Source organism: Anaerococcus murdochii (genome assembly GCF_019957155.1).
GTDB lineage: Bacteria > Bacillota > Clostridia > Tissierellales > Peptoniphilaceae > Anaerococcus > Anaerococcus murdochii.
The window spans coordinates 363,367-380,807 of sequence record NZ_JAIPME010000002.1; the positions used below are offsets into that span (position 1 = coordinate 363,367).

Below are 17,441 nucleotides of genomic sequence, written 5' to 3' on the forward strand. Positions count from 1 at the left end.
ATTGGTCAAATCATTCTAAGCCTCAAGTTATGATTACCTGAGGCCTTATATTACAATATTATTTTTTCATTTCACTTACTAAGTCTATGTTTAGTTTCAATACATTTACAGTTTGTTCACCAAAGATTCCCAAAGCTTTTTCACTAGTATTTTGTTTTATCAGTTGTTCTAAGTTTTCTTTGGAGAGATTTGTATTTTTTGCTACTCTATCAACTTGTAATTGAGCTGCTTTGACAGAAATGTGTGGATCGAGACCTGAGCCTGATTGGCTTATGATGTCTTCAGGGATATCTTCTTTTGATACCGCAGGATTTTCTTTAATAAACTTATCTATTTCTTCGTTAATTCTTTTCTTTAGGTTAGGGTTACTTACTGCTAAGTTTTTACTACCAGAAGCTAATCCATCATACTTGTCTCCATCTTCATAGACATTGTAGTTAACAGCTGATGGTCTCGAATGAAATAATTTTGGATCAGTAAAATCTTGACCTATTAATTCTGAGCCAACTACTTCATCTCCCATCTTTATTAAACTTCCATTAGCTTGTTTTGGAAAGATAATTTGTGCAAGTACCGTCATTAAAAGTGGATATATAATACCACAGACTATAAATGCAAATATTGTAACAAAAAAAACTTGTTTATATTTTTTAATAGTTCTCATTATAACTCCTTAAACTCCTTAAATTCCTAACATTCCAAGTAAAGGAAATACTAATATATCTATTAGTTTTATACCAATAAAAGGACAAATTACACCACCAAGTCCGTAAATCAACATATTCTTTCCTAACATTTTTGAAGCTGACATCGGTTCATATTTAACACCTTTCATTGCCAAAGGAATTAGACAAGGAATAATAATTGCATTAAATATTAGTGCTGAAATAATAGCACTTGATGGACTATTCAATCCCATAATGTTCAATACTTTCATTTGAGGTATAGCAAGAGTAAATATAGCTGGTATTATAGCAAAATATTTGGCAATATCATTAGCAATGGAAAATGTTGTCAAAGAACCTCTTGTTATAAGTAGCTGTTTACCAATCTCTATAACTTCCAATATTTTGGTTGGATCTGAATCCAAATCAACCATGTTTGCTGCTTCTTTTGCTGAACTTGTACCACTGTTCATAGCAATACCAACATCAGCTTGAGCCAAGGCTGGAGCATCGTTGGTTCCATCTCCTGTCATGGCTACAATTTTACCTAGGGTTTGTTCTTTCTTTATGGCTTCTATCTTATCCTCAGGTTTACATTCTGCTATATAGCCGTCAACACCAGCTTCTGCAGCAATTGTAGCAGCAGTAAGAGGGTTATCTCCAGTACACATTATGGTCTTTATCCCTATTTTTCTAAGTCTTTCAAACCTTTGTCTAAGTCCTGGCTTAACCGTATCTTTCAAATAGATAATTCCATAAATTACATTATCTACACAAACGACTAGTGGAGTACCCCCTAATTTTGAAATACTTTCTACTTTTGCTTGTAGGTCGCTTGGTACATCTCCACCTCTTTCAGTAATAAACTTTATTATCGCTTCCCCAGATCCCTTGCGTATCATGACACCGTTTTTTAAATCGATCCCACTCATCTTACTTGCTGCAGTAAATTCTACAAAAGACGCATCTTCGTAATCTGCTGGATTAACTTTAGAACCCAATTTTTTTGCAAGTTCGACTGTAGATTTACCTTCAGGGGTGTCATCTTTTAGTGATGATATCATGGCATATTCTATTAAATCTGATTTGTCGATTCCATCGACATTTATAAAATCACTAGCTAACCTATTTCCAAAGGTTATTGTTCCTGTTTTGTCTAGAATCATTGTATCAACATCACCACAAGCTTCTACAGCCTTGCCTGACATTGCTATGACATTGAATCTAGTAACCCTATCCATACCAGCTATACCGATTGCGCTAAGTAATGCACCAATTGTAGTAGGGATTAGGCAAACCATTAAAGCTATTAATGTAGAAACTGAAATTTTTACATTAGAATAGTTAGCTATTGGATATAGGGTTATGATAACTATCAAAAATATAATAGTTAAGGAAACCAACAAGGTATTTAGAGCAATCTCATTTGGTGTTTTTTGTCTAGAGGCTCCTTCTACAAGAGATATCATCTTATCCAAAAATGATTCACCAGGATCTGAGCTTATACGAACTTTAATCCAGTCTGATACAATAAGTGTACCTCCCGTCACTGAAGAAAAATCTCCTCCACTTTCTTTAGTTACTGGTGCAGATTCACCAGTGATTGCAGATTCATCAATACTTGCTATACCTTCAATTATTTCACCGTCATTAGGGATTATTTCGCCTACTTTTACTAAAACTATGTCTCCTTTTTTTAGGTCATTACTAGAGATTTCAATTTCTTTTCCATCATCTAAAATTTTTCTAGCCTTAGTATCCTTTTTTGTTTTTTTCAATGTCTCTGCTTGTGCCTTTCCCCTACCTTCAGCTACGGATTCGGCGAAATTTGCAAATAGTAAAGTTATAAACAAAATAATGGAAACAAGCATATTGTATTTACTTGCATTGTCGCTTCCATCATTTATCAAATTTGGGAAAAAAGCAAGTAATAGACAAATTATAAATCCAATTTCTACTACAAACATTACAGGGTTTTTTATCATATACTTAGGATTTAATTTTAAGAATGCCCCTTTAATAGAAGTCTTCATTATATCTTTACTTACAAATTTTGTTTTCTTATTAACCATATTTCCTCCTATAGTACCAACCATTCTGCTATTGGTCCTAAAGCTAGTACTGGCAAAAATGTTAGTGCTGCAAATATATAAACAATTATTACTAAAATAATTGAAAAAGTTAAGTTATTAGTTTTTAGTGTTCCAGCAGTTTCATTGATATCTATTTTTTTAGAAAGATTTCCTGCTATTGCTAGCTGGATAATAATAGCTAAATATCTTCCAAAAAACATTACTAATCCACAAGTTATATTCCAAAAGATTGTATTGTCAGCCAAACCTTCAAAACCAGAGCCATTATTCGCTGCTGATGAAGAATATTCGTATAGTATTTGACTTAGTCCGTGGAATCCTGGATTAGTAATACCCTCAAGTCCAGGATTTATACTAACTGCTAGTGCAGAAAAACCTAGAATCAAAAGTGGGTGAATGATAATTGATAAAGCTGCAAGTTTCATCTCATTACCTTCAATTTTTTTACCTAGATATTCCGGTGTCTTACCAATCATAAGACCGCATATAAATACTGCTAAGATAGCATAGATTAACATATTCATAAGTCCTACACCTGCTCCACCAAATACAACATTTAACATCATGTGAAGCAAAGGAACTAGGCCACCCAAAGGTGTAAGTGTATCATGCATATTGTTAACAGTTCCAGTAGTAAATGACGTTGTAACTGTTGTAAATAATGAAGATTGGGCAATACCAAAACGCATCTCTTTTCCTTCCATATTTCCCATATTGTGAGATATTCCAGAAAGACTTGCCCCGTTTACACCATTAAGCTCATTATGATAGCAAATACCCAAGCCTATTACAAATAATATGGACATGGCAATAAATATTGACTGGCCTTCTTTGCCCAGCCAAACTTTCTTAGCCATAGCTTTATCTGTGTGCTCTGGTATTTGTTCATTTTCACTTGCTGATTTTTTAATAAACTTATCATGTGCCATCTTTCCAAAAATGAAAACACATGATCCTGGCAATAACATCATAGAAATTAATTCTATAATATTTGAAATAATATTAGGGTTTTCAAAAGGAGTTGATGAGTTGGCTCCGAAAAATCCTCCACCATTAGTACCCAAATGTTTAATTGCCTCCAAAGCAGCTACAGGACCAGCACCAAGTTCTTGGTTTTTGCCCTCAATAGTTTTAATTAAAATATTAGAATTAAAGTTTTGGATAACTCCTTGAGACACCAATAATAATCCAACAATAATAGATGCTGGTAATAAAAATCTTGTTATGATTTTTATAAAATCCACAAAGAAGTTTCCCATCTTCTCTCCAAGTATTCCTCTTATCATTGCTACGCAAGCTGCATATCCACTAGCTGCTGAAGTGAACATCATCATAATAATCACAAACATTTGAGAAAAATATGACAAGCCTGATTCACCAGCATAGTGTTGCAAGTTAGTATTAGTCATAAAAGAAATAATTGTATTAAAAGCTAAAGTTTCCTCCATAGAGCCTATTTTATTTGGATTAAATATCCCTATAGATTGAATTCTAAGAACTAGATATGAAAGTAGAACCAAACACGCATTTAAAAGAATCAATGACAATGCATATTCTTTCCAGTCCATATCACTTTTTTCAATCTTTAAAATTTTAAAAATTCCTGAATCCACTTTATCAAATAAAGGATCAGCGAATGTTTTTTTATTGTTAGTCATTTTATATAAGTAATTTCCACATGGAAATATAATGACTAAGAATATTAGTAATGTTAATAATATTTGTAACATAATCTCTCCTACTTACACAATTTTCTTACGAAAATATATATTTTTTATTTGTGCCATATATTGCTAAATTTCCCAAATTTTTACTAGCAGGTTCATAGCAAGGGTCTAATGCCCAAGCAGCCCTGAAGTGTTTCATAGCCAATTCATGGTTTCCTCTTATTTCCATCAAAATACCTAACAAATTGTGAGGAACTGGACTATGTGGATATTCTTTCATTTTATCTTTTACCAATTCTAAACATTCGTCAAGGTTTCCCAAATCAATTTTTAATTTTATTAAGGAACAAAAATCATTCAAACAATTATTAAAATCACATTTAGTTAAATTCATAATTTCCTTCATACTTATCTCCCAAAACTATATTTAAAATTTCTCAGGGTTAATCAGTGCATAAAACAAATAGCATAAAACCCCTAAAATAACAATTAATAATAGTAACATATAAACCTCCACAATAATTAATTACTTGTAATTTTTTTATCTATCCAATGGACAAATAATTTTAATATTAAAAATGAAATGATAATTATAGCTATCATAATAAGGTCTAACATTAATCATTCCTCCTATTCTCTAACTATATGTGTAATATACCAACTTTTACCTTAAAATAGTTTTAAAATATACACCATAGACATTAAAATTGTATTAAAATTCACTGATTTTGCCTTTTTTTTAATATATATAGTAAAATAAAATCAGAAATAAATAAATAAGGATAATTTTATGGAAAAAAAAGGTGAATTGACAATCTTCTTCGGATACTGTGCAGGTGTCGGCAAGACATACAATATGCTAGAAGTTGCCCACGAAAAGTACCTAGAAGGCATAGATGTGGTTGTTGGTTATGTAGAACTTCATGATAGAAAAGATACTCTAGCATTAATGAATGGTCTAGATATAATAGACTATAAAAAAATAAACTATAAAGATCATATTTTTAATGAACTGGATATAGATAAGTCCCTAGATAGAAAACCTGACATCATATTAGTAGATGAGCTTGCCCATACCAATGCACCAGGCAGTAGACATAAAAAAAGATACCAAGATGTAGAGGAATTACTTAGAGCAGGCATTGATGTATACACAACATTAAATGTCCAACACCTGGAGAGCCTTCATGATATAGTAGAATCAATTACTAATATAAAAGTCAATGAACGTATACCTGATTATGTTTTTGATAATGCTGACCATATAAAAATAATAGATATTGAAGTAGAACAATTAATTGAAAGATTAAAGGAAGGAAAAATATATAATTATTCCCAGTCTAAAAAAGCCCTAGATAATTTTTTTACTATAGATAATCTTATCTCGCTTAGGGAAATAGCTTTAAGAAGATATGCTGATAAAATAAATTTATATACTGACGAAAAAAATAAACCATTTTTAAAAGAACATATACTAGTGTGTCTTGGCCCATCACCCACTAACCAAAAAGTAATCAGAACTGCTTATAGGATGGCTAACTCTTTCCATGCAGAGTTTAGTGCCCTATATGTAGAAACATCTGAAAGCAAAAATTTTTCTAATACAGAAAAAAATAACTTACAAAAAAATATAGACTTGGCTAAACATCTAAAAGCTAATATCGTTTCTTCTTATGGTGATGATATATCATTTCAAATTAGCCAATATGCAAAACTTAGTGGAGTATCAAAGCTTGTCTTGGGAAGATCCTCACAGAAAATATCATTTTTAAATAAAACAACTATAATTGATGAGATTACTAAGGATGCTCCAAATCTTGATATATTCATAATCCCTGATGCTAACAGTGAGTATAAGAAAAAAAATATAAGGCTAGATGAATTTGTGCATTTCGATAGAGAAGATCTGATAGTAACTTTGCTCATACTGTTAGCTACAACTGTACTATCTTATGCCTTATTTATTTTTGATTTTAATACAACTAACATAGTTTTGCTTTATACTCTATCATCCTGCATAGTTGGATACACAACAAAACACCCTATATACAATATTCTTGCTCTCTTGCTAAATATATTTATTATAGATTTTATATTTATACCACCCTATTATTCTTTGAGGATTTACTCAAAAGAGTATCTGATGATATTTATAATAATGATCATAGTTTCTTTTTTCATTAGCCTAATGCAAAATAGACTAAAAAAGGAAAATATACTAACAACTCAGCAGTCACACAGCTTAGAGGTTCTGCTTCAAACAAGCCAGAGATTGCAGCTAAGCAAAAACTATGATGAAGTAATGTATGAAACCTGCTATCAACTACATAAGCTCCTAAACAAGGTAATAATATTTTATCCTGTTTTCAAAAGCTCACTTTTGTCGCCAATAATTTATAACCCAAAAAACGTCGCAAATATGAAAGAAATATATTTGCAAGACTCCGAGAAAACTGTAGCAAAATGGGTATTTTTAAATAATGATAGTGCTGGTGCAGGCACAAATACTCTAACTAATGCTAATGGCTTATATTTTGCCATTAGAAAAAATAGTGCAGTCTATGGCGTTGTCGGCATAGATATGTCAGATAAAAGTATCGGTAGTCAATTGTCAGTAAATGATAAATCTCTGCTTATAGCCATGCTAAACGAGATCGCTCTGGCAATTGATTCATTGGAAAATAAGTCTTGCTATATAAACCTTAATAAAAATTAATATTATAACTTCATAATTTTTCTATTGAATACTTTGCTATATTATGGGGGTATTTTTATGTCCGAACTAATGAACAAATAATAAAGTATTAAGATCATTTCATAATCAATATATAAATGGGCAAATCAAAACTACCAGCTCAGCTGGTAGTTTTGATTATAATATAAAAAGAGGTATGCAATGGTTATTTTAAAGAAGATTTCATTTTCAAATGAGGAAGTTGTTTATGAGTATTACCCGGAAGGGAAAACTGAATTTCTGGGTGTAATCGTCGCAGATTCAAAAGAAAGAAAAGTTTTCCTTAAAGAAAGCTCGGAAAAGGATTTCTATAGAGAAATAATTGGATCAGAACTTAATGACACGAGGTATAGTATTAATAAGATGCGAGTTGAAAATGGCAAAGAGCCGTATACTGAAGAATTGTACATTTGTAATCCTGATAAAGATTATGGTGGTTATGTATATGCAGAAAAAGCTCTATCTAAACTTGAAGAATTTCTTGAAACTAATAATTACAAAGATTAATGTATAGTTGCTTGGTATTAGCAAAAATTATGTTACTAAATTTTTATAGATTTTTAAAATTTTAATTCAAAAGAATGTAAAGAAAAATCTATAGATATGAGTGGAGATTCAGCCATTCAAATATTTTATCACAAATATATTTGTGATAAAATACTAGACAAGAATACTTTATCTTAATATAGAGAAAGCAATGGAGGAAATTATGATTGAAAAAATTATTGACGACAATGAAAATATATTGTGGCGAGGAAAGCCCAATGCTTTTCTTTATATTGTAGGCAAGCCAAGCATTTATTTAATTGCATTAATTTGGGGGATTTTTGACTTCTTTTTTATATCTATTTTTTTTAGAGAATTTAGCTTTATGAATGGATTTTTTATAATTTTCTTTATAATTCATCTTTTTCCTGTTTGGTTTGCAATTTTAATGCCCATCTATAGGGTTTTAAATTATGGAACAATTGAATATGCAATTACAGATAAGAGAGTTTACATCAGCCAAGGCATTTTTGGAAGAGATGTAAATAATTATGAGCACAGAGAGCTTACAAATTTGAAAGTAGATGTAAATTTTATGGAAAACATCAAGGGACTTGGCACAATTATCCTAGTTTATAATGGCGAAGGTGGTAATTCATCTTACAGCTTTAAGACTGACGCAGATAAATTTATTTCCATAAAAGATCCCTACGATGTCTACAAACTTCTTAAAAAAGTATCTCTCGATGTTGCAACAGATCAAGCCTATCCAAACGCCTATAGACCAAAAGAGAATGAAGGCTACAACACAAAATATAAAAGATAACTTAAAATGCAACAAAAATGTCACTGAGAAAATTTTCATGTCAGAATTTTTATCGGTGACTTCTGATTAATGAGGGAAATTTCTGTAATATTTTATTTTAATAGAGCCTTCTTTGCCTTAATTTTTAATAAATAAGAATAAATAATAAGTTATAAGAAAGAGTTGACAGGTGATGCATATCCTATGTTACCTTCTAAATATTCTTTTACTATTTTTAGTTTGAATTCTAAATTGTATTTTGACATTAAAAGACCGCAGCATGAAGCTACGGTCTAATTTTTTGTCCTCATGTAAACCACTTGGAACTATTATTCAGTTTATTCTTTTTTACAAATGTTCCCATTTTAATCCCAGTTACAGTTTTTGATCTTCTGTAACTGTTGATTTTACAAAGTTTTTAATTTTTCAGGTTAATTTGTGAGGAAAAATGGATGAAATAGACGAAGTACAAAAAAGCCCGCAGTGAGGCGTACCTTAGTACGCCGCAACGAGGGCTTTTTGAAACGAGTCTAGTTCGCCATTTTTACCACAAATTTATTCCCATTCTTCTTTTCCAAACGTCCGATATATCCCAAACCATTCAAAATTCTAAGTTCTATTTTTTCTAATATAACTAAATCCACCTAATTATAGGACGTTTTCAGATTTTTAGTCCCGTCCCAGTCCCAGTACCGGAGAAAGATTGTTTTAATATAATATCTGTTAATCTTGTTTATCCAGTTTTCAAATTAATCTCACTTCGAATTTACTTCATTTTTACTTTTTGCTTTGTGGGTTTAAATCTAAATATATTACTTGGTAATTATCCAGCCTATGGATATAAGACAAAATATCTACAGAACCTAAAGCAAGGAGATTTTGTTAAAATATTTGGAAAAGTAAAAACAAATATTGATAATAACGGGAAAGAACATAAAAATGTTCGTATTCTGTCTTCTAAGATATTAAAAGCAAAAGAACAAGTAAGGAGTCAAGGCAAGGATAAAAAGTCCATATTAGGGCAAATAAATAGCTTTAAGGCAGAGGACAAATTTAAGTAGTGATACAGAAAAATATTTTAAAGCTATTTCAGGATACGACACATGTGGAGACGGTGGTATTATTGTCAAGAAAATAGAATAACAAGTTATTAAACTGTCGAAATAGGTGGCTTTTAGGATTTTAAAAGAAATCAGTTCTATAATAAATTAAAAATCGTGTTGGTAGAAAAATCGTCTACTTCTACCAACACTATTTTACAAATAGCCAGTACTTACATCTCTTTTTCTCCTGTAAAACTATTGTATCTTGATACTTTAAGGAGTTTCAATTATTCGATCTGTTAATTGTCATTTTTTCGGATCTAATCTTAATAAAATAGCATTAATGGCGACGATGACTGTTGACACAGACATTAGGATTGCTCCTAATGCAGGGCTTAATGTGATACCAATAGGAGCCAAAATTCCTGCAGCTAAAGGGATAGCTATAAAGTTATAACCGGCTCCCCAAAAGAGGTTTTGTTTCATTTTACGAGTTGTTTTGTGTGCTAATTCAATGAATGATTCAATATCTCCTGGATCGGATTGAGTCAATATGACATCAGCTGAATCCAATGCCACTTGGGTTCCAGCGCCTATAGCTATACCAACGTCTGCTAAGGCAAGAGAAGGGGCATCATTGACACCGTCACCTACCATGATAACTTTCTTTCCACGATCTTTAAGTGTTTTTACTAACTCATATTTGTCTTGTGGAGATTGATTTGATCTATATTCAATCTCTAAATCTTCTGCCGCACCTTGAGCTGCTTTTTCATTATCACCTGTTGCCATAATTGGTTGAATATTGTTCTTTTTAAGAACTTTAATTAACTCTTTACTGGTTGCTTTTAATTCATCCCCCAAAGCTACAGCACCAATAGCATCATCGTTTTCTACTAAGACACTGAGAGTTGCTCCTTTTGGAATATCCATATCCAGATTACGTCCGTATGCTTTTTGACTGATTAATTGGTATTGGTGCCCGTTGGCTTTACCTTCTACGCCAGCACCGGAAATTACATCAATAGAATCAAAGGATACTGGACTTATACCTTCTTGGTCGGCGAAGCTTATAATTGATTGAGCAATAGGGTGACTAGACCCTCCTTCAATACCTGCCAATAGTGAAATGATTTCTTCTTTTGTATATTTTTCATTAAAAAGTTCAACATCTAATACTTTAAACTCACCTGTTGTTAAAGTACCTGTCTTATCTAAAATCATCACATCTGCATCTTGAGCTATTTCTAAAGATTCTCGGTCTTTTACTAGTAAGCCACGACTTGCCCCTAAGCTTGTGCTACGAGCGGTGACCAATGGAATAGCTAGACCCAAAGCGTGAGGACAAGCTATAACTAATGTTGTGATAGCAAATTTTACTGCCGTTGGGATGTCCGCTATAAGCGTCCATACTACAAAAGCTATTAGTGCGACAATGACCGCAATATAGAAGAGCCACCCTGCAACCTTTTGCGCAATATTTTCTGCTCTGGAAGGCTGACTTTGAGCTTGGCTGATTAAATTCTGAACTTGAGAGATGAAGGATTGATCACCTGTCTCATTCACTTTAATATAAAGAACCCCTTCTCCATTTGTTGAGCCTCCGATCACTTCGTCGCCAGGACCTTTTTTAACTGCTTTTGATTCTCCAGTCAAAAGAGCTTCATTTACACGTGATTCGCCACGCTCGATAGTTCCGTCTGCTGGCACATTTTCTCCAGCTTGAACTCGAATTAAATCACCTACCTTTAAGTCAGCAACTGGTCGTGTTTCAATTGAATCGTCTTCTAATACAACGTGAGCATCTTTCGGCACTAGCTTAGCCAATTCTGCTTGTGCGTCTCCTGCTTCTCCAATAGCTTTCATCTCAATCCAGTGACCTAATAACATGATTAATAGTAATGAAGCAAATTCAAAGAAAAAGTCCATAATTTGTTCACCTGTTACGTAGCTTGCTATTACAGTATAAATACTATATAAATATGAAACACTTAAACCTAAAGAAACGAGAGCCATCATTCCAGGTTCTTTTTGTTTAAATTCGTCAACTGCCCCTTGATAGAATGGACGTCCACCATAAATAATTAATATAGTAGATAAAATAGCTACTACAATATCAGAATATGGAAAAGTAAACTGGAATGGTAGGTCAAACCCAGCCATAGGGGATAAGAGCATAATAATGATTCCTAGTGGCAATGATTTTAAGAAAAGTTCCTTAAAGTTACCGTGATGATGGTGGTCATGCCCACTGTGTCCGCTGTGATCATGCCCATTGTGCCCGCTGTGATCATGCCCAGCATGATGTTCTTGATGTTCATCCTTATGGTCTCCATGTTCTTCCGTGCTTACGTGCTCATGTTTTGAATGATCCATGTCGCCATGATTATGGTGACTGTGGGATAAATGTTTGTTGTTATTGTTCATTTTAAATTCCTCCTTATGCTTAATGATGATGTAAATGACATTCGCATTGTCCTTCTGGACAATTGCAATCCACTTCTTCTACTGCGAAAGATTTTTTCATCTCTAATATTTTTTCTAGTCGATCTATATCATCGAAGCTTAAAACATGATCTTCAATAATGCTTCCTATTACATTTCCGACTTTCTTATTGCAAATACGATTAAAAATATCTTCTGCATAATCCCTTACGGCTTCTTTCTCTTCAATATTGGCAGTGTAAATAAACTTTCTACCTTCTTGCTCTGTATTTAGTACGCCTTTTCCAACTAATCGACCTAAGATCGTTTTGATAGTTGATTGTGTCCAGTCCATTTTTTCTTGCAATACGGAAATGACCTCTTTACTGGTTACTCGATCATTTGCCCAAACTACACGCATGACTTCCCATTCTGCATCTGTGATATAAGTATTAAATTCTATTGTGCTCATTCTCCTTTCCTCCTAGTTGTCTACAGATGTGAACAAATATCCTCAAAGTAAGTTTACCATTGTAAACGAATTATGTCAAGTCTTTTTAATAAATGTAAGCAACGCTTATAGCTTTTTATCTCTCCACTTCTATCCCATAATAATTTTCATAGTTTTTCCTATATTGAACAAGGTCAGAAAATTGTTCTTTATTTAAAGAATACTCTTGCATAAAGGCTCATTAAATTAGGGATTTTAGAAAACTGATTTAGAGAGTCTTTTAGGTGGCAAGTAGAAAGGCCATGAGTTTAATGCTCATAGCCGTTTTTGCGGGTCTGTAAATAATTTTGTGTATCAACCTAAATCCTGATATAAGGGTAAGGGTTGATAATTTGGATAAGATTTGATCCCAGCCTCGTATTCTATATGTCCATATGATGATCTAACTGTTTTTTTACTAGTACCATTTCTTGTATTTAATGATAGTGGTTTTTCTCCATATTCATAGTGTAAATGCTAATCTAATTCTGCTTTTAAAAGTTCTTCCATTGTATCGCCTAGAAGGTCTTTTAGAGCTTCTTGAATATCTTGTGCGCTTTGAGGCTGATATTCTTCAATTAACATTTTTGCTTCTTTTTGTTTCTGGTCTTTTTTGGGCATAAAAATTCCTCCTGATTAGTTTTTACTTACCCTAATCAGGAGGTTTCTATACACAAAATTTTACACAGTCTCCGCCATGGTCATTTTTTTCTTTATTTATATTCTCTTTTGTTCATTGAACAACAATCTAATCTTTCATTTCCAAAAGATTTTTTATTTTCTTCTGCTAGATTTTTCAAGAATTTTTTCCATCTATTTTTTATTGATTCAAAGATTTTCATATTTTACCTCCTCGGGTAATTATTTGTAAATTTTCTACAATAATGTTTATACCAGAAAAAAATTATTTTTTCAATTTTTTATCTCTCCACTTCCTTCCCATAATAATTTTTATAGTTTTTCCTATACTGAACAAGGTCAGAAAATTGTTCTTTATTCAGAGAATACTCTTGCATAAGGGTATTCTTTTTTGTAATTACCATACTAATCACCAGAACTTTATTTTGATTTATTAAGAAGTAGGGAATGGATCTGCCATATTTCTTTTGATAATTTTTCTATTTCTTTATTCATTGATTCAATTTCATTTTTGTAAATAACACCAGTTGTATTAGTAGCTTTTGCAATCTGATTTATATTATTTGTTGAATTTGAAAGTAACCATTTGAGATGTCAAAATAAATTAATCCTCATAATATGTACGCAAAAAGACCGTAGCTTGAAACTACGGTCTAATTTTTTATCCAAATGTATACCACTTGAAACTATTATTTACATACCATAGGTTGTTAGTTTTCTGCACCTTATCCTTCATTGTAGCTATTACTATTATCCAATATTAAATTAATTCTGTATCTAATCATATATAATGCTAACATGGTAACTTTAAAAGCAAATTTAAGCATATAACCTTCAAAATAATCTCTTCCATGAATACATTCATTTCTAATATTTAGAGAGTTACTATTATACATAAAGTGATATACGAATAATAAATCCGGAGCACTCTCTAAACCATCCAACTCCTCGTATACATCTTCTATTAGCTCTCTTAATATAGAACTTGGATCCTTAAATTTCATAAATTCACGTACATTTTCTTTAAATGGCACAATCCCAAATAACTTTCCAAGTTTTCTAATCTCAATTTCTAACAAAGGAAAAAGTTGAGTTAAGTGACCTAGAGAAATTTGTTCATTAAATGGAATTAATCTGACTCCAATAATTTTTTCTAACAATTCATATAACTCTTTTTCTTTATTAAATAAATTAATTACGAAATATACGTTATTTATATATGTATCATGCATAGCAGAAACATAAATATCTGCATCTAAAACATTTATAAATTTATATCCATATTTTTCTATAATTTTCTCAACCTGTTTTCTTAAAATATTGTCTGTTTCATGTCTATCAAAATTTATACCAGTGTCTTTAATTGGAAATATATTGTTTATTTCAATTCTACTAACCATATACATTAATGAATGATTAGAAGTTCTTTCAAGAACTGATATTAAATCATCAACTTTAGCTAGAACGGTACTATTAGCTACAATAATGGGATTCTCCAAAATACTTTTATTGTATTTTTCTACTTCTTCTGTGGAAATCTGGGTACTATATATAAATTTTTGAAGATTCTTTATTTGTTCTTGGTATTTACTTTTTTCCCAATACTCTTGAAGATTTATCATATCTTGTTTCACAATTCTTTTATCAACAATTTGATTAGTTTGATTAACAGATATGAGAAATAACATCGCGTGGTAGAATATATTCGCAACCAAAGTATCATTAACATCTTTTATTAACTTCAAGAACCTATCCTTAGTTTCATCATAATAAAATTGATTAATATATCTTGCTATATCTATATTTTTTAAGTATTGCATCAAAATTGGAATATCGTTGATATCCAAAATAGTCCTATATTCATTTTCTATGTAATCTTTTACGCTTTGAATTTGATCTCTATGTAGAGGAAAAGAGGAACGGAGTCTCATTAAGAGATTTACAGAAGTTATAGAGTGTAAACTTTTATAGAATTCTTTTATTACTTCTGTTTTATCTATCCTATCCATAGCTCCTTGATCAAATAGCATAGTCAATATTTCATAAGTTGAAGAAGTCAATATTTCATAGTCCTCACCTTTACTAATCAGATCTAAAAACAAGTTACAATGATCCTCAATAGTCTCTATATTTGGAGCCTTTTGATTTAATAAGAAATCAACAGATTCTATTACAAAATCAGAAATCCTATTGTTAAAATAGTTTTTTAACTGTTTTAATAAATCCGGAGTCCAATCTTTATAGTTTGGAACTATAATATCTCCATTTGAATACATAGGGATTACTTCTCCATTCCTTATTGAAATCTGGATCATGTCTAATAAAGTATCTTCCTGCCAAGTTAAGTTAGTCCCTCTATCAAATGATTGAAAATTGAAACAGTTTTCTGAGAGTAATTTATCACCATACTTCTCAAAGAAATTTTCTGAAAGGCCATAAACTGCACGATTTAGATTATCTTCTATGTTTCGTTTTATTCTTCCAAAGTCTTTTAATTTTATTTTTTCTAAATATAAAATTATCTCTTCTTTATCATAATCAAATTCTTGCATATTGAGTTCTTGATGAAAGTTTCGCTGATTCATGAATCGATTATCAATAATATACTTTGAATTATTTCCTGAATTTTGTAATTTAGTTAACCAAACTGATAAAAGTAGGACTTTAGAAAACTCGCTACTTACCTTTTTCTCACATTTCTCTCTTTCCATTGCTCCTACATAATATTTTGATATTTCATAAATCTCTTGCAACAATATAGTTTTAAATTGAAAGTTAGAATCACATATCTCTAAAATGTTAGTAAAATTTCTTAAGATACGAATCAAAGAATTACTTCTATTTTGATACTCAATGTACGAGCCTACGTCTGACAAATTATAATTATCTTCAATATATTCAATAAACCATTGCCAGTTCTGACTTTGTTCTAATATCCCATCTACAAATTTAACATGTATTTCATGGTCTAAATAGTTTTTATATTTTAATTCTGACAATTCTTTAATCCCCCTTACTATTAAGTAATCCTTATATCTATTATTTTAATATAGATTATTATCATTACTTTTAGTTAATTAATATTTGAATATAGAAATAGCCCCAGTACAAAGACCAGGGCTATCGCTTTTTTCTAAACCACTTTGAACTGTTATTAAGTTTATTCTTTTTAACAAATGTTCCCATTTTGATTCCAGTTAAAATTTTTAGTATTCTATAATCCTTGAATTTACAAGGTTTTATATACTTTAAAATCACTTCGTACTCGGATATGCTTCGTTTTAGTTGGTCTTTAGATTAGTTGAAAATTACTTCGTAATTTTCAATCCCATTCAGCGAATCAGAAAAGCCAACGCTCCTATTCGTCGCGTCGGCTTTTCTTCCCTGCAGAAGGGTTTCCATCCATTTATTCTGCGGTGCTTCGCACCTTGATAAATGGGGAAAACGTAAAAAATATTGCTCGCAATATTTTTTACTCCCATTCTTCTTTTCCAAACGTCCGATATATCCAAAACCATTCAAAATACTGCATTCTATTTTTTAGAGTATCACTAAATCCACCTAGTTATAGGACGTTTTCAAATTTTTAGTCCCGTCCCAGTCCCAGTACCGGAGAAAAAAATTATAATAACACTTCTTTATTCAAACCTGTATCACTCCAAGAAAGTTTATATGCGTTTTTATTAGGGTTAGATTTAATAACATACATCTTATAATTATCCCAAACAACTGCCACTTGATTTTCTATTGCAATCGCATCTGTTAGCTGTCCAACATAAAACTCATCAAATACTACTCTATCAGGCTCGTCATAATGAGGACAGTGTAGATAAGGAATAATACCTAAACCCTTAACCCATATAGGTTTTGGATTTTCAACACCTTCTATATACTCACTATCACTATGACCTGCAATAAACCAACATATAGATCCTGCACTTAAGCCAGAGAGTACCTTTCCACTTTTATAGGCTCTAATCAATGCCTTATCTACACCGTATTCTTCCCAAACTTCCATCATATAAGCAGTATTACCGCCACCAACATAGATGATGTCCGCTTTTTCTATCTTTTGATTAACCTCTTCCTTGTTTACTTTTACATTAGATAAATACAAGGTGTCAGTTTTGCATCCTAATCTCTCGTATAAATTATTGATGACCTCTATATAAGCCTCAGCATCTTTACTTGCTGTAGGAATGAATAGAAAATTTAGATTTTCTTTTTTTCATGACTCGACAATAAATTTATCTATATCGTAGGTTTGATTTTGGGATACTTCTCCTCCTCCAATTACTATAATCATAAAATTCCTCCTGTGTTTAATAATTGTTTCTTTAGTAGAAGTCTTGAACTCCTTATATTTACATAACTATTTACTTCTATCGCTACTAT

General features: G+C 31.4%; 13 protein-coding genes and 5 pseudogenes. 4 read left to right on the top strand and 14 right to left on the bottom strand.

Going from position 1 to position 17,441, the window contains the following annotated elements; translation table 11 throughout:
• Window positions 1-58: 58 nt before the first annotated feature.
• The 5 genes from kdpC to kdpF are packed head-to-tail and all read right to left on the bottom strand — an operon-like array spanning window position 59 to window position 4,930.
• Window positions 59-664 carry a potassium-transporting ATPase subunit KdpC gene (kdpC, locus tag K8P03_RS02020; RefSeq protein WP_223417949.1) on the bottom strand — a complete coding sequence of 202 codons (606 nt, stop codon included), beginning with the start codon at window positions 662-664 and terminating at the stop codon, window positions 59-61.
• 18 nt (window positions 665-682) lie between these two features.
• The gene (gene kdpB / locus K8P03_RS02025; RefSeq protein WP_223417950.1) at window positions 683-2,737 is read right to left on the bottom strand and encodes a potassium-transporting ATPase subunit KdpB; all 2,055 of its coding nucleotides are present in this window, start codon (window positions 2,735-2,737) and stop codon (window positions 683-685) included.
• Between the two features lie 8 nt (window positions 2,738-2,745).
• On the bottom strand, window positions 2,746-4,488 hold the full coding sequence (locus tag K8P03_RS02030; protein WP_010248327.1) for a potassium-transporting ATPase subunit KdpA: 1,743 nt from the start codon (window positions 4,486-4,488) through the stop codon (window positions 2,746-2,748).
• Between the two features lie 25 nt (window positions 4,489-4,513).
• Window positions 4,514-4,831: a hypothetical protein gene (locus tag K8P03_RS02035; protein ID WP_223417951.1), complete on the bottom strand. Its 318-nt coding sequence runs from the start codon at window positions 4,829-4,831 to the stop codon at window positions 4,514-4,516.
• A 21-nt stretch (window positions 4,832-4,852) separates the two neighbouring features.
• Window positions 4,853-4,930, bottom strand: a complete 78-nt coding sequence (gene kdpF, locus K8P03_RS11285; RefSeq protein WP_099321785.1) for a K(+)-transporting ATPase subunit F — start codon at window positions 4,928-4,930, stop codon at window positions 4,853-4,855.
• A gap of 285 nt (window positions 4,931-5,215) precedes the next feature.
• Between kdpF and K8P03_RS02045 the strand changes: the two genes are divergently transcribed.
• The 4 genes and pseudogenes from K8P03_RS02045 to K8P03_RS02060 all read left to right on the top strand — a co-directional run.
• Window positions 5,216-7,141: a sensor histidine kinase gene (locus K8P03_RS02045; protein ID WP_223417952.1), complete on the top strand. Its 1,926-nt coding sequence runs from the start codon at window positions 5,216-5,218 to the stop codon at window positions 7,139-7,141.
• A 180-nt stretch (window positions 7,142-7,321) separates the two neighbouring features.
• Window positions 7,322-7,666, top strand: a complete 345-nt coding sequence (locus K8P03_RS02050) for a hypothetical protein (RefSeq protein ID WP_223417953.1) — start codon at window positions 7,322-7,324, stop codon at window positions 7,664-7,666.
• A gap of 202 nt (window positions 7,667-7,868) precedes the next feature.
• A complete protein-coding gene (locus K8P03_RS02055; RefSeq protein ID WP_209773206.1) occupies window positions 7,869-8,471 on the top strand; it encodes a PH domain-containing protein in 603 nt (200 codons plus the stop codon).
• 800 nt (window positions 8,472-9,271) lie between these two features.
• Window positions 9,272-9,511, top strand: a pseudogene (locus K8P03_RS02060) (DNA-binding protein); the annotation flags it as partial.
• Between the two features lie 288 nt (window positions 9,512-9,799).
• Here the strand turns inward: K8P03_RS02060 and K8P03_RS02065 are convergent.
• The 9 genes and pseudogenes from K8P03_RS02065 to K8P03_RS02095 all read right to left on the bottom strand — a co-directional run.
• On the bottom strand, window positions 9,800-11,920 hold the full coding sequence (locus K8P03_RS02065) for a heavy metal translocating P-type ATPase (RefSeq protein ID WP_223417954.1): 2,121 nt from the start codon (window positions 11,918-11,920) through the stop codon (window positions 9,800-9,802).
• Between the two features lie 19 nt (window positions 11,921-11,939).
• Window positions 11,940-12,389: a CopY/TcrY family copper transport repressor gene (locus K8P03_RS02070; protein ID WP_223417956.1), complete on the bottom strand. Its 450-nt coding sequence runs from the start codon at window positions 12,387-12,389 to the stop codon at window positions 11,940-11,942.
• A gap of 115 nt (window positions 12,390-12,504) precedes the next feature.
• Window positions 12,505-12,600, bottom strand: a pseudogene (locus tag K8P03_RS11290) (relaxase); the annotation flags it as partial.
• A 284-nt stretch (window positions 12,601-12,884) separates the two neighbouring features.
• A complete protein-coding gene (locus K8P03_RS02075) occupies window positions 12,885-13,028 on the bottom strand; it encodes a hypothetical protein (protein ID WP_165803532.1) in 144 nt (47 codons plus the stop codon).
• Between the two features lie 92 nt (window positions 13,029-13,120).
• Complete coding sequence (locus K8P03_RS11190) at window positions 13,121-13,249, bottom strand: LDCC motif putative metal-binding protein (RefSeq protein ID WP_008901864.1); 129 nt, start codon at window positions 13,247-13,249, stop codon at window positions 13,121-13,123.
• Window positions 13,250-13,327: 78 nt separating this feature from the next.
• A pseudogene (locus K8P03_RS02080) lies at window positions 13,328-13,438 on the bottom strand (relaxase); the annotation flags it as partial.
• A 28-nt stretch (window positions 13,439-13,466) separates the two neighbouring features.
• Window positions 13,467-13,640 (bottom strand): annotated as a pseudogene (mobC, locus tag K8P03_RS02085) (plasmid mobilization relaxosome protein MobC); the annotation flags it as partial.
• A 131-nt stretch (window positions 13,641-13,771) separates the two neighbouring features.
• Window positions 13,772-16,045: a hypothetical protein gene (locus K8P03_RS02090; RefSeq protein ID WP_223417957.1), complete on the bottom strand. Its 2,274-nt coding sequence runs from the start codon at window positions 16,043-16,045 to the stop codon at window positions 13,772-13,774.
• A 623-nt stretch (window positions 16,046-16,668) separates the two neighbouring features.
• Window positions 16,669-17,256, bottom strand: a pseudogene (locus K8P03_RS02095) (Type 1 glutamine amidotransferase-like domain-containing protein); the annotation flags it as partial.
• Window positions 17,257-17,441: the final 185 nt, after the last annotated feature.